The organism is Streptomyces sp. NPDC050287 (genome assembly GCF_044459385.1).
Lineage (GTDB): Bacteria > Actinomycetota > Actinomycetes > Streptomycetales > Streptomycetaceae > Streptomyces.
This window is the reverse complement of record NZ_JBITIY010000026.1, coordinates 46,912-60,734: the sequence shown is the minus strand read 5'-3', so window position 1 is coordinate 60,734 and position 13,823 is coordinate 46,912. Positions and strand designations below refer to the sequence as shown.

The window sequence follows — 13,823 nt, the reverse complement described above, 5'->3', positions numbered from 1 at the left end:
GCTCGGGCCGCAGGCGCGGGCGAGACACGGATGAGCGGCTGCTCATGACGGGTACGGGGGTGCCGCGCCCCTGCGGGGCAGTGCACCGGTGGCGCGGTGACCGCGGCCGCGGCGTCTTCGGCTTCGGGCCGCTCCACCGCCCGAAGCCGGGTGCGGACATCGGACGGTGGGGTGTTCGCCGGTGGAAACAGGGGCGCCTGGTATGGGCCCGTTCCGTGGACGACCCTGCTCAGCCATGGTGCGGCGCACGGGGTGTGCGGCGGTATGAGTCACGTGACTGCACCTGGACGCAGAGGCCTCGCTGCTGGTCCGGAGGCAACGCGAAAGCTGGACGGGCCGAACATGGACTCGTGGCGATGCCCGGCGCCCCTCTATGCCCTTCCGGGCCGGGTGGGCGGGCGCCACTGCGACGGGAGGCCGGATCCTGCTCCTTGCCCTGTGTTCTCGGACGAACAGGGTGTTCAGGGCCCCCGTGCGGGGGCCCTGCAAGGGCCCATGTACCGCGGTGCACGGGCAGCAGGGCAGGGCCGAACCGGTGGTCGCGGGACTGCGTCAGCCGCTGCGGCCGGTCCTGAGGAAACATGGGAACGGCCCCTGATCACCACCGGCCGGCATCGACGCGCTCAGCAGGCGGCTGCTCGTCCCGGGCTGTTCGCGGTGTCCGCGGCGCCCACTGCATGATCGGCCGGGCAGATCCTGACCGACGGGCGAGTGTGCGCAGCGGTCCATGAGATCGACGCGGCAACGTCCGCGGCCGGGCTGGGCAGCGAGGGGACCTCACCGCCTGCCGACGAGGCCGCGGTGTGTTCGGCAGCCGGCGCGGCCGGGTCCGAGGCCCGTGTGAGCGCGATCAAGGTCGTGTCGAGACGGTCGATGTGGAGCAGCAGGCGCTGCTGCGGCGACAGTCGGCCGCGACGCATACGCGGTTCGTCGGAGAGCAGGGACAGTGCTCCGGTGACCTTGGGGCGTGAGGACGGGGAGGCGGTGCCCGGCCGACGACTCGCGAGGCGAATCAGGTGCGTCATCCTCTCCTGCGTGCGGTCGACGGCCGCAGCGACGTGGGCGGCGTACTCGTCGTCGTCCTGCGGGAGGCGCCCGGTCACGGCGGCCAGACTCCGTGCGTGGTAGGCCCCGGCTTCCATCAGTTCGAGCAGGTGGCGGGCGCGATCGCGACGGGCGCGCTGGGGATTGAGCGGGTGGGTGAGCGGCAGACAGGCTTTGCGGAAGGACTCCAGTGCCTGGTCGAGTTCATGGGCCGCGCGTATCAGGCTCGTCGTGGGGTCGGTGCTCAGGCTCCGCGTCGTCGCGTACAGGAGGCGGCTGAGGACCAGCAGGAAGTGGACCAGTTCCTCGTCGCTGGCCCGGCGGACCGTGAGGGGCAGCACGACTACGGTGGCAAGGACGCCGCAGGAGACTCCCAGCGCGGTCTCCTGCACGCGCAGGACGAGCACGTCCGTCGAGAAGGTGTCCAGGAGCGCGAGCAGCATGCTCAGCCCGCCGGTGATGAAGAACGTTACCGCCCAGTAGGCGTCGGACGGGGTGTAGAAGATCCCGAACATGCACACCAGCAGCAGGACCAGGAGCAGCGGGCCGTACGGTCCGACCAGGGTGGCGAGGCCGTAGCCGAACACCGCGCCGAGGACTGTGCCCGCCAGCCGGCGCACGCTTTGCAGCAGGACTTCGCCGGTGCTCTCGGTGTTGATGAACACGACCCAGGTGGCCATGACGGCCCAGTACCAGTGGTCTGGGGACAACAGGTGACCGCCGAGGATGGACAGCGCTGAGGCGGCGGTCACCTGGAGGGCCTGCCGGGTCGGTCCGTGCTTGCGGTCTTCGGAGTCCGCTTCGCGGTACCGCCTGACTCTGAAAGCCCGTGTCCGCGGTGTGGCGGGCTTGTGCGGAGCCGCCCCGGTTGCCGTCGGGGAGCTGACGTGCGGACCGAGAAGGCGCACGGCTGCGGCGAGTTCGTCGACTGCTTGGAGACAGTCCTGCAACGGCGCGGATGTGGCCGGCAGGACCGCCGGGGCGTCTTCCCGTTCCCGGTCTTGCTGCCGCTGCCGGAGGGCGGTAGCGGTTCCCGGGGTGAGCTGGTGGCCGAGAACTCGGATCTGTGCCGCGAGCTCGTGCCGTGCGGCCGGCTCCGTGAGATCGTCGGCGGCCACTGGTGTACGGGCCGCACGGACCGCGAGTACGGTGAGCCGCTGCGCAGCCACCTCCGCGCGTGAGATGTGCCGCAGGATCTGGCCGTTGGTGGCCTCGTCGACCGCGCGCTCACCGAGAAAGTCCTCGATCAGGAGCACGGCCGCGTGCAGCCTGTCCAGACGGCGCTCCAACGACAGACTCAGTGCGTCGGTGTCCTGCCCGGCGGCGAGCAGAGAGGCCGTGTCCCGCAGGACGTCGCGCAGCCGCACGCCGAAGGTGCGCTGCAGCCGGGCGAGGACACGGGACGCCGTCATGAATCCCGGGCAATAGCAAACCGCCACGACGGCACCGAACGCGACGAGGACAGCCGCACCCATCGGCGGCAGCTGGACCGCTCGTGCCCCGGTGAACTGCGCCAGGAAGAAGCCCATGAAGCCGAAGATGCCCACGCCCTGACCTCTGGCGCCGTACCGGCGGACGTGGACCGCGATGTAGATCAGAAGCAGGAACACGATCCCCGCCGCGACCGGGTACGGCGTCAGCACGGCTCCGGCGGCCAGGGCCGCGAGAAAGAGCGGAGCCCCGAGTCCCAGCGTGATGAGCTGGTTGCGCGGGTGCAGGTCGCTGACGGCCAGCGAGGTCACCATCGCGGTGAACCCGCCGACCAGCAACGCCGTGTCCGACTGTCGCAGGGCCGTCAGGACAGTCAGGGACGCCGCGGCACCGAGGACGGCGCGCAGCGCGGAGGTCAGACGCATCAGCCCGGGATCGACGGCGGCGAAGCGGTCCCACAGCAACGCCGGCTTCCTTGCCACCATGAGGGTCTCCGTACATCCTTTCGTGAGCGGACGAGGCGATCGCCGGCCGACAGCGTGAAGCCGTCGGCCGCCGTGCTGTCCGCCCGAGGTCCTTCACCGCCGCGGCAAGCCGAGGGCCGATGAGGAAGGGGCACCGGAAATCCTCGACGGGCCGATGTCTCGTCACCAGTCTCGGTGGGCCGGCGAGCCGGCCGGTATGCGTCAGGTGACTGCTCTCTCAGATGCGGCGGAGCGGTTGAGCGAGAGGTTCCCCGGCTACGGCCGGCTTCTGGGTCCGTCCCGTCTCGGCGCACGGTGCTGAGTACTTCAACTACCTCCGCCGAGCCTGGGACGGTACCCGGCAGCCCGGGGGGTCGCGGCGCGCCGGGCCCGTGTCGGGTGCTCCGTCCTGCTCGGGCCCGGCGGTCGCGGGCCTCACCGTTCATCGCCCAGTGGCACGGGGCGGGCGCTTGGGAGACCGGGCCGCCCCTTCGACCGGGTCAGCTGCGGCTGAAACCCGCCCAGTCCTTGATCTTGAAGTTGCTGCCGCTGCGCTCCACCTCGGCAGCGCCATGGCCGGGAAGGTGCGCGGGCAGGATGAGGGCCTTGTGGTCGGCGGCCCACTCCAGTTCGCGGCGCCGGGTCGCGAGTGCCTGCTTCTCGTCTTCCTCGAAGCAGCTGTTGAACTCGGGGTGTTCGAGCTGCAGCGGTGTGTGGAGCAGGTCGCCGATGAACACCGCCCTGTCGCGTCCCGACTCCAGCCGGATCACGGACGAGCCCGGGGTGTGCCCGGCGGCGAGGTTCAACTTCAGGCTGGAGTCGAGGGTGTACGAGCCCTCCCACAGCTTCGCCAATCCCGCCTCGTGCACCGGAAGCACGCTGTCCTCCCAGACGTTCTGGTTCCCCTGCCAGTACTTCGGCCGCACAGGGCCCTCAGGGTTCCAGAAGTCAAATTCGATCTTCGGGATCAGGTAGGTGGCGTTGGGGAAGGTGGGCACCCAGTCACGGTCCTCACGTCGGGTGTTCCAGCCGACGTGGTCGTTGTGCAGGTGCGTGTTGACGACGACGTCGACGTCCTGTGGCCTGACTCCCGCGCGGGACAGACGGCGCAGGAAGTCCGTGTCCATGTACTGCCACTGCTTGGCGTACGGACGGAACTTGTCGTTGCCGGCGCCGGTATCGATCAGGATCGTCCTGCCCTCGCTGCGCAGGACCCAGGTCTGCAGGGCGGAGTTGACCATGTCGGTGCTCGGCTTCCAGAAGTCCGGGCTCAGCCAGTCCTTGTTCTCCTCCCACAGTTCCTTCGGACTGTCCGGGAAGAACTGTCGTGACGTCAGGCCGACCGGGCCGCTGAACTCCACGACGCGTGTGACGGTGACCTTGCCCAGCTGGATCGTCTCGACGCGTGTCCGGCTCTCTGACTTGGGGAGGGCCGCGGCGGAGGCGTTGGCCGACGGGGCCAACGGGCTGCTCAGCAGCCCGGCCGCGCCGATGCCCGCCGTGGCTCCGACAAAGCCGCGCCGACTCAGGGAACGTGAAGGGTTTACGCTGTCCATTTCTGCACTCCGATGGAATCAATCATCACGTCCTGCAACGCCTGCGATCAGGTAAGGCCAGGACCGTGATAGGCCGCTTCTGGATGGCCGCGGCCGGATACCCACCATCGTGCGCATCGCAAGCGCCGACCGGTATCAGTCACTCGACTGAGAGGTACGCCGTTGAAGTCGCGGCGAAGTCGGCCGCCTACTGGCGCTCGTATTCCAGCGGACCGGACCGTGTTACGGGAATCACAGAATGATCCGACGCTCAGTCACTTGGATGGTCGCGCGAAGAGACCTGTCCCGCCCGTCCCCACCCGATGCCGCCGAGTCGGTGTCCTTCACTGCCGCGGTCGGCCTCGGCCAGGCCGCCGACCGGCCATGTGGCACGGGAACGAGACGGGCACGGTAGCGAACAGGCACCGGACGGCTGGAATATCCTGGGCTGCGTATGCGCTTGATACGGGTCCAAACCCGCAGTTCAGGAACGGCGCTCTGCCCTCCATAGGTGGGACCGAGGTACTCCACGCTACTATCTGGGCAATCTCAATTCCTGGAGCATCCGTGGGAAATGGTGGCAGAGCTCAAGGGAACCAGGGCTCAACACGCGATCTTGAACTGCCGATGACGGGCCGGGAAACCGAGACCGCGGAAATCATGCGGCGGGTCGCCGCTGGCCGGTCCCGCAGCGAGGTGCTGATCCTCACGGGCGAGCCCGGTGCCGGCAAGAGCATGCTGCTCGACTTCGCGGCCGACCGCGCGCGGAGTGAGGGCGGACGGGTGCTGCGAGCGGTCGGCAGCGAGTCCGAGGCGCACCTTGGATTCGCCGGCCTTCATCAGATGCTCCGCCCTGTGCACGGCGGGCTGGACAGCCTGCCGCCGCGGCAGCGCTCCGCGCTCCGGACCGTCCTGGGGCTGGACGAATGCACCGAGGCCCCCGATGGCACGCTCGTCGGCCTGGCCGTTCTCACCTTGCTGTCGGACCTGGCCGAACCGGCGCCGCTGCTTGTGGTGGTCGATGACGCCCAGTGGATCGACCGCGCATCGCTGGACGTTCTCTCCTTCGTGGCCCGGCGCATGGACAGCGAACCCGTCACGCTGCTGGTGGGTGTGCGCGCCGCGGCCACGCTGCCCGGCTTCGACAAGGGATACCAGCGCCTGGAGATCGGTCCCCTGAGTAGTGAGGCGGCGAACCGGCTGCTCGACCAGCAACCGACGCCACCCACCGGCCGGACCCGCGTACGAATCCTTCAGCAGGCAGCCGGAAATCCGTTGGCCCTGGTCGAACTCGCCCGCGCCACCGCCACCCGGCAGTCCGACGGCAGCAGCGTGGAGGGCCCGCTGCCCGTCACCGACCGATTGGAGCGGATCTTCGCGGCACACGCGGAGTTCTTGCCGGAGGCAACCCGCCGCCCTCTGCTGCTTCTCGCGGCCGCTGATGCCACGGACGCGCCGACGGCCTCTCGGGGCCTGCCGGAGACTGACGACAGGGCGTGGGCACCCGCGGAGCGGGCCGGTCTCGTACGCCAGGACGGCCCTCAGATCTCCTTCCGCCACCCGCTCATCCGCTCGGCCATCTACCATGCCGCGTCCTTCGAGGAACGCAGGCAAGCACATCTCGCTCTCGCGGAGCTGCTGAGCGAGGAACCCGACCGCCGCGCCTGGCACCTCGCCGCCGCGACCATGCGTCCCGACGAAGACGTGTCGGCCGCCCTGCAGGCGACGGCCGACCGGGCCCGGCGCCGGGGCGGCTACGCGGCCGCTGCCGCTGCTCTGCAGCGCGCCGCGGAACTGAGCCCGCGCCGTGAGAACCAGGCGAGACTGCTGAGCGAAGCCGCGACCATGGCCGTTTTCACCGGTCAGCTCGGCTGGGTGGAACACCTGGCTGCCGAGGTCCGGGGGCGCAGTGACGACCCGGCCCTGATCGGCAGGGCTTTGCTGGCAACCGGGCAGCTCATGACCCTGCGCCCGAACCATGCGGCGGCCTTCGCCCTGCTGACCCATATCGCCGAGGAGGCGGCAGCCGCCCACTCGCCCCGCGTGCTGGACGCGCTCGCCGCGGCTGCGGTGGTCCGCTACTACTCGGGCGAGGAGTCCCAGCAACAGCGGATCGAGGACCTGCTGCCCGCCATACCGGACTCCAGCGCCGGGGGCGCCCTGCGCGCCTGGGTGCTGGCCGTCTCCGACCCCAACGGCGCGGGAGCCTCTCTCGCCCCTGCGCTTCCTGGGCTGATCGCCGAGGCCAAGGACGACGCCGGCAGTCTGACCGCGCTCGCCATCGTGGCCTGGCTCCTGGACCGGACCGCCCTCGCCGCCCGGACCTTCGACGCGGCGTTCGGCCGGTGGCAGGCCCGGGGTTCGCTGCCGGAGGGCCTGGGATGTGCCGTCGGCTGGGCCTACCTGGAGCAGGGCCGGTGGGCCGAGGCCCGCTCGGTGGCCGCCGAGATCGCGGGCGTGGCGTCGACGGCTGGACTGGACCACGCCGAGGCGTGTGCGCGCGCTCTCGACGCGACGGTTCTCGCGCTGCTTGGCGAGTCGGCCGACGCGCGTCGGATGGCCGAGCAGGCGCTGGCCCTCGTCGACCCGCTGGAAAGCCGCTCCGTCGCGGTCTTCGCGCATCGGGCCCTGGGCCTGGCGGCGGTGGCCGAGGGCGACTACGACACCGCGTATGCGCGATTCCGCTCCGCTTTCACCGACGGCGGCGATCCGGTGCACTACCACGTCTCCTACATGGTCCTCGCCGAACTCGCCGCGGCGGCCGTCCGCCGGGGGCGACAGCATGAGGCCGCCGAACTGCTGGAACGGTCGGCGCTGCGCTTGGGTGGAGGCATGTCGGCACGGATCACCGCACTGCTCGACCGAGGGCGCGCCTTGCTCGCCGAACCGGAGCACGCGGAACCGTACTTCCAGGCGGCACTGGCTGACGAAACGGGCGAGCAGTGGCCGTTCGAGCGGGCTCAGACACGGCTCGACTACGGTGAGTGGCTCAGGAGGCAGCGTCGTATCGCCGAGGCCCGCCCACTGCTGACCACGGCACTCGACACCTTCCAACGGCTCGGCGCGCAGCCATGGATCGAGCGGGCGAAGGCCGAACTACGCGCTGCGGGCATCGAGGCCGCCGACAGCGTGGTGCCCAGTGCCTTCACTGAACTCAGTCCCCAGCAGCAGCAGATCGTCCAGCTCGCCGCTCGCGGCCTGACGAACCGTGAGATCGGAGAGAGACTCTTCCTCTCGCCGCGCACGGTCGGCTCCCACCTATACCGGGTCTTCCCCAAACTGGGCATCACCGCCCGGTCACAGCTCCGCGACGTGGTCGAAGGCACCCTGTCCGGCTTGGGCGCCCAGATCTGAGACGGCGTCCGCTGCTCCACGCGTACCGGCCCGCAGGCTGTCCGGCATGCCAGCGAACCCACCGAAGCCTTCCACCGCCTTGGTGACCGCCCATACGCCCCCGGCCTGCACCAACTGGGCCTGGCCAGGACCGCCGGAGAAACCTCCCCGCCCAGACGCCGGCGACCTCCTCCGCCGGCGCCGCCTCATCCAGCCCCTCCAGAGCTGTCACCGCCTCGGCGGTCATCGGCGCCGCCCGCGCCAACGCCTCCTGGGCCGGACCGTCGACATCGATGTTCTTGAGCACGGTGCGGTAGTTCCCGATCAGAGCCTCCACGATCTCCCGCTCCGCGAGCCGGATCGCCTCCAGCTCCTCCTTGGCCTTCTTGATCTTCATGGCAACCCGCTTGGAGAACATCGTCGCCAGATCGTCCCGCACCCGCATCCGCGCCTTGTGGGCCAGACAGGCCAGCATCGTGTGCGGTTGTTTCCAGCGGCACGGCTGAACAGCAGCCCGGCTTCCAGGCAGGGCTATTGCGTGCAGTCGATCTGTCCAGGTTGATCAGGTGATGCCGAGGGCTGTGAGGGGTCGCTGTGGGTGGCGGGCGGTATGGCGGCAGGCGGCGGCGATGTTGGTCCGGCCGTCCTGGCGGAACACGCTGATCGCGAGGTTGCGCAGGGTGGCCATGGTGCGGGGCAGGCCGCCGCTGCGGATCCTTGAGGCGTCCTCGGTGAATGTGGTGTCGCGGACATGGTGGAGCTGGTTCTCGAGGGGCTACTGCCACCGGCAGTGGTTGGACGCGATCCGCTACCTGGTCGCGGGCGTTGCCGGTGACGGTTCTGGCGCCGACCTATCAAGCCCGGCGCCTGGCGGAGCGCGGGTGGCTCCTCCTGGAGGCGTCGGGGGCGTTCAGTGCCGACCGGCGGACCGTGGCCTCCCAGACGCCGGCTCATCCGCCGACGTAGTCCAGGATCACCGTCGCGGCGTCGGCGGGGCGTTCGCCCAGTACGACCGTGGGCCGGGCGTCTATTGACCGTGCGTACGGTCACCTGTCACTCTCGTGTAACGCGCCCAGTGCCGCCGCCCAGCGTGCCGGGCTCGGGGTACTTGACCGTGCGAACGGTCATGAGCGACGCGGTGTCGTTGATCACCCATTGCCCAGGTGAAAGTGAGTTCGACGATGAGCTACTTCCTCAATGCTGAAGAGCTGTACAAATACCTCGGCGGTGTCTTCCGGGTCGCCAACGACACCGAAGGAGTCGGCGACAATCTGCGGGACGCCGACCTCGTCCTGCGGCTCGACTATTCCGGGCCCACCGCCACCATCACGGTGGTGCTCAAGCAACCGGTCATTCAGGTGATCGAGGGCGATTCGGATCTGATGCCCGACGTCCGGATGTCCATGTCTGCCGACAACGGCAACAAGTTCTGGCGCGGCGAATACAACGTCGCGGTCGGGCTCGCGAAGGGACAGGTCAAGGCGAAGGGGCCCGTTTCCAAGATTCTCAAGCTGCTCCCGATCGCCAAGCCGGTTTATCCGCTGTACCGGGATCTCGTCGCGCAGAAGGACGCCGTCCAGTGAGCGATGCGACCGGAGCGCTGCCGCATTACCGGATGTACATCGACGGGGACTGGATCGATACCGAAGACCGGTTCGAGATCATCAACCCGGCCAGCGAAAAGTCGGTGGCCACCGCGGCCCGCGGAACCGTCGGCCACGCCGACCAAGCCGTGGCCGCCGCGCTGCGCGCGCACCGCCGCGGCGAATGGCGCGACACCCCTCCCGAGGAGCGCGCCGCGATCATGTCCCGGATCGTGGAGCTGCTCAGTGAGCGGATGGACGAACTGGTCGAGCTGCACGTGGCGGAGAACGGCGTGACCGTGCGGCAGGCGATGGCCTTCCACGTCGGCTATGCCATCTCACACCTCCAGTACTTCGCCGATCTGGCCCGCACCTACGCGTTCGAGACGCCGGGGCCGGTGCTCGGCTACCCGACCACGGCAGCCGGTGTCGTCCGCCGGGAACCGATCGGCGTCGTAGCGGGTATCGTGCCCTGGAACTTTCCCCTCCTGCTCGCCGTCTGGAAGCTCGGTCCGGCGCTCGCGGCGGGCAACTGTATCGTCATCAAACCCGACGAGAAGACCCCGGCCACCCTCCTCGAACTCGCAAAGGCGGCCGAGGAGGCCGGCCTGCCCCGCGGCGTGTTGAACGTCGTCACGGGCGCCGGTGCGGAGGTCGGTGCGCGCCTCGCCGCGCACCCGGATGTCCGCAAGATCGCCTTCACCGGATCGACAGCGGTCGGCCGGGAGGTCGCCAGGCTCGCCGCGGACAACGTCAAGCGGGTGACGCTGGAACTCGGTGGCAAGGGGCCCAACATCGTGCTGCCGGACGCGGACGTGGAGACGGCCGCCGACGCGGCCTTGTTCGCGTGCTGTCTCTATCAGGGGCAGGCCTGCGAGGCCGGGACCAGGCTGCTGCTGCCCGACTCGCTGCACGACGAGTTCGTGGCGAAGCTCATCGCGCGCGCCCAGTCGATCCGGGTCGGTGACCCGGCTGACTTCGACACCGACGTCGGCCCGATCATCTCCGCCAGGCAGAAGATCCGTATCGCCGAATACATCGAACTCGGCCAGACGGAAGGCGCGAAGCTCGCCTTCCAGGGGACTGTGCCCGACGGGCCGGGGCACTGGATCGCACCCACCATCTTCACCGGCGTGACCAACGACATGCGGATCGCCCGGGAGGAGGTGTTCGGTCCCGTCCTGTGCGTACTGCGTTACTCCACGGTGGACGAAGCGGTCGCGATCGCCAACGACACCGAGTACGGGCTGTCGGCCGGCGTGTGGGGCGAGGACATCGACACCGCCCTGGAGGTGGCCGGCCGCATCGAGTCGGGCACCGTGTGGATCAACGACTGGCACATGGTGAACGCCCAGTACCCCTTCGGTGGTTACAAGCAGAGCGGTGTCGGTCGCGAGCTCGGCCCGCACGCGCTCGACGAGTACACAGAGGAAAAATTCGTGCACATCGACCTGTCCCGCAGCCGCGATCGCCGGGTCTACGACCTGGTCGTGCCCCGGGCGGAGGAGCCTTCATGAGGTCGGCACTGCTGCGGGAGCCAGGCGGCGCGCTGAGTGTCGAGGACGTCGAGCCGGCCACGCTCCAGCCGGACGAGATCCTCGTACGGATCGCCGGAGTCGGCGTCTGCCACACCGATCTGGCGGGCCTGAGCGGCGCAGTGCCGTTGCCGCTGCCGGCGGTGCTCGGGCATGAGGGGGCGGGCGTGGTTGAACAGGTGGGCGAGTCGGTCACCGAGCCGGCTATCGGTGACCACGTCGTGCTCAGCTTCGACTCGTGCCGCGAGTGCGCGTCCTGCCGGTCGGGCCACCCCGCCTACTGCGAGCTGTTCGCCGCGCTGAACTACTTCGGCAACCGCTTGGACGGCACCACGACCCTCCGTCAGGGCGATGCGGACGTGCACGGCAGCTGGTTCGGCCAGTCGTCCTTCGGTACGCATGCGGTGGCAAGCGCCCGCAACGCGGTCAAGGTGGACAAGGATCTGCCTCTGGAGCTCCTCGGCCCGCTCGGCTGCGGCGTCCTCACCGGAGCGGGCACCGTGCTCAACGCGCTGCGGCCCCAGGCAGGCCAGGGAATCGGTGTGTGGGGTCTCGGTGCGGTCGGGCTGTCCGCGGTGATGGCGGCGAAAGTCGCCGGCTGCGACCCGATCGTCGGGGTCGACATCAACCCGGCGCGCCTGGACCTGGCGCTCGAGCTGGGTGCCACGCATGTCCTCGATCCCGCCGAGACCAAGGACGTCGTATGGGACATCCTTGAACTCACCGACGGGGGACTGCACCACACGGTCGACGCCGTCGGTCTGGGCAGTGTGATCCGGCAGGCGCTGGGGGTGCTGCGTTCGCCCGGTACCTGCGCGACCGTGGGTCTGCAGGGGCTGGAGAACGAGATCACCGTGGACCAGGGGCACCTTCTCCTTGGCCGGACGCTGAAGGGCGTCATCGAGGGGGACGCCGATCCGCACGTGTTCATCCCGCGCCTGACACGGTTGTGGCGCAGCGGCGTATTCCCGTTCGACCGACTGGTCAAGACCTTCCCGTTCGCCGCCGTCAACGAGGCCCTCGACGCCGCGCGTCGCGGCGAGGTCGTCAAGCCCGTCCTGTTCCCGGACGCCGGCTAGCAATCAACCACGAACGAGGCTCCGGAACGCATCGCGGTCCGGAGCCTCGTCTGTGTTCGGGCCGATGTCAGCCGTCGTTCCGGTACTGCTTGCGCAGCTCACGCTTGAGTACCTTGCCGCTGGCCGTGCGGGGAAGTTCATGGATGATGTCCACCGATTTGGGGCACTTGTAGCCGGCCAGGTGCTCGCGGCAGTAGGCGATCAGTTCGGTCTCGTCGATCACGGCGTCGGCCGCGGCGACGACGATGGCCTTGACCGCCTCTCCGTACGTGGGGTCGGGGACGCCGATGACGCAGACCTCGGCCAGGGACGGGTGCTGGGCGAGCACCCGCTCGACCTCGACCGGGTAGACGTTCTCACCACCGGAGATGATCAGGTCCTTGACGCGGTCGCGAATGAACAGGAAGCCGGCCTCGTCCTGGTAACCGGCATCGCCGGTGCGGAACCAGCCGTCCCGGAAGGACTCGGCGGTGGCGTCGGGGTTACGCCAGTACCCGGCCATGACCTGGTCGGACTTGATCCAGAACTCGCCGGTGGCGCCCGTCGGCACTTCCTGGCCCGTGAGCGGGTGCCTCACCCGGATCTGCACGCCCGACACGGGCCTGCCCGCCGAGGTGAGCAGATGGGTGCGGTCCGGGTCACGGTGGGCGTCCGGGCCCAGCACGCTGAAGACGCCGGATGCCTCGGTCATCCCGTACACCTGGTAGAAGTCGTGGCCGAATCTGTCCAGGCACCTTCGCATCAGCGGCAGCGGCATCGGCGACCCGCCGTAGCCCAGGCAGCGCAGGCTGGACAGGTCGGCCTTGTCGAGCTCTGGCGTGGCCAGGAAGTACTCGTAGACCGTGGGGACGAAGAAGGCGTGCGTGACCTTCTCCCGGCCGATCTGCTCCAGCACGGCGGCGGGGAGCACCTGGCGCACGACGAGGGTGCGGGCGCCCACGTAGAGACTGAGCAGGGCCCAGCTGGAGCCGCCGACGTGGAACAGCGGCATGGCCACCATGTTCACGGTGTCGTGGGTGAAGCGGAATGCCTCCGCCGCCGCGACGCAGTGCGCGCCCAGGCTGCGGTGGGTCAGCATCGCGCCCTTGGGGAATCCCGTGGTGCCGGAGGTGTAGAGCTGGAGCACGCAGTCGTCCGGTTCCGGCCGGTGGGTACGGAGGGCCGGGTGGGCCGAGGCCAGCAGGTCCTCGTACTCGTCCGCGTCGCCTCCGACGACGATGACCTTCGTCAGCTCGGGCAGCCGGCTCCTGATCTGTTCGATCTGCGGGGCGAACTCCGCTCCCACGAGCAGGATCCGCGCCTGGGCGTCGGCCAGGATGAACTCGATTTCGGGGGGAGCGAGCCGCCAGTTGACGATGACGTGTGCGTAGCCGTCCCGGGCTGCGGTGAGGGTGGCTTCGATCGTCGCGGCGCTGTTGTTGTTGAGGGAGGCGAAGCGCTGGCCGGGCCGCAGGCCTTCCGCTGCCAGCGCGGCGGCCAGGCGGGCGGTCCGGTCGGTGGCCTCGCTCCATGTCCACCGTCGGTCGTCTTCTGCCAGCGCTTCCGCGTCCGGGGTGCGCTCCTGCCAGAAGTCCACGATGGTGTACAGATCGCTGGTGGGGAGGGGGCGGTCCGTCGCCGCCGGTGCGGATGGTGCTGTGTTCGCCACTGTCGGTTCCTCCGATCCTGACCGCAGGGGATGCCCGGTGCGGCGAGGGAGATCGATGTGAGCGCGCAGATGTCGGCGGGCATCCGGTCTTCCGGAGCGCACGCGCCAGCCAGGGTGGCTCTTCCCGGACCTGCGATGCGACCACCGTAGGACTGACCGGGCGTACGGTCA

At 69.5% G+C, this 13,823-nt stretch carries 7 protein-coding genes; 4 read left to right on the top strand and 3 right to left on the bottom strand.

The annotated features are described in order from the left end of the window. Nucleotides 1-623 precede the first annotated feature (623 nt). Nucleotides 624-2,960, bottom strand: a complete 2,337-nt coding sequence (locus tag ACIBK3_RS45310) for an FUSC family protein (RefSeq protein ID WP_399374425.1) — start codon at nt 2,958-2,960, stop codon at nt 624-626. Between the two features lie 479 nt (nt 2,961-3,439). Then, on the bottom strand, nt 3,440-4,495 hold the full coding sequence (locus ACIBK3_RS45305) for an MBL fold metallo-hydrolase (protein WP_399374424.1): 1,056 nt from the start codon (nt 4,493-4,495) through the stop codon (nt 3,440-3,442). Between the two features lie 606 nt (nt 4,496-5,101). Between ACIBK3_RS45305 and ACIBK3_RS45300 the strand changes: the two genes are divergently transcribed. The 4 genes from ACIBK3_RS45300 (at nt 5,102) to ACIBK3_RS45285 (ending at nt 12,004) form a co-directional block, all read left to right on the top strand. Beyond that, on the top strand, nt 5,102-7,828 hold the full coding sequence (locus tag ACIBK3_RS45300; protein WP_399374422.1) for an AAA family ATPase: 2,727 nt from the start codon (nt 5,102-5,104) through the stop codon (nt 7,826-7,828). 1,160 nt (nt 7,829-8,988) lie between these two features. After that, nucleotides 8,989-9,390: an SCP2 sterol-binding domain-containing protein gene (locus ACIBK3_RS45295; RefSeq protein ID WP_399374421.1), complete on the top strand. Its 402-nt coding sequence runs from the start codon at nt 8,989-8,991 to the stop codon at nt 9,388-9,390. Then, nucleotides 9,387-10,907 (top strand): aldehyde dehydrogenase family protein, encoded by a 1,521-nt coding sequence (locus tag ACIBK3_RS45290; protein ID WP_399374420.1) that lies wholly within the window; start codon nt 9,387-9,389, stop codon nt 10,905-10,907. Before ACIBK3_RS45295 ends, ACIBK3_RS45290 begins: the two co-directional genes overlap by 4 nt. After that, nucleotides 10,904-12,004: an NAD(P)-dependent alcohol dehydrogenase gene (locus ACIBK3_RS45285; RefSeq protein ID WP_399374418.1), complete on the top strand. Its 1,101-nt coding sequence runs from the start codon at nt 10,904-10,906 to the stop codon at nt 12,002-12,004. The genes ACIBK3_RS45290 and ACIBK3_RS45285 overlap by 4 nt, the downstream gene beginning before the upstream one ends. Before the next feature lie 67 nt (nt 12,005-12,071). Here ACIBK3_RS45285 and ACIBK3_RS45280 read toward each other — a convergent pair whose 3' ends face one another. Then, nucleotides 12,072-13,652 carry a long-chain-fatty-acid--CoA ligase gene (locus tag ACIBK3_RS45280; protein ID WP_399374416.1) on the bottom strand — a complete coding sequence of 527 codons (1,581 nt, stop codon included), beginning with the start codon at nt 13,650-13,652 and terminating at the stop codon, nt 12,072-12,074. Nucleotides 13,653-13,823: the final 171 nt, after the last annotated feature.

Excerpts from the sequence above, each read along its gene's own strand:
- ACIBK3_RS45310 (WP_399374425.1), bottom strand. The coding sequence starts at position 2,960 with ATGGTGGCAAGGAAGCCGGCGTTGCTGTGGGACCGCTTCGCCGCCGTC.
- ACIBK3_RS45305 (WP_399374424.1), bottom strand. The coding sequence starts at position 4,495 with ATGGACAGCGTAAACCCTTCACGTTCCCTGAGTCGGCGCGGCTTTGTC.
- ACIBK3_RS45300 (WP_399374422.1), top strand. The coding sequence starts at position 5,102 with ATGACGGGCCGGGAAACCGAGACCGCGGAAATCATGCGGCGGGTCGCC.
- ACIBK3_RS45295 (WP_399374421.1), top strand. The coding sequence starts at position 8,989 with ATGAGCTACTTCCTCAATGCTGAAGAGCTGTACAAATACCTCGGCGGT.
- ACIBK3_RS45285 (WP_399374418.1), top strand. The coding sequence starts at position 10,904 with ATGAGGTCGGCACTGCTGCGGGAGCCAGGCGGCGCGCTGAGTGTCGAG.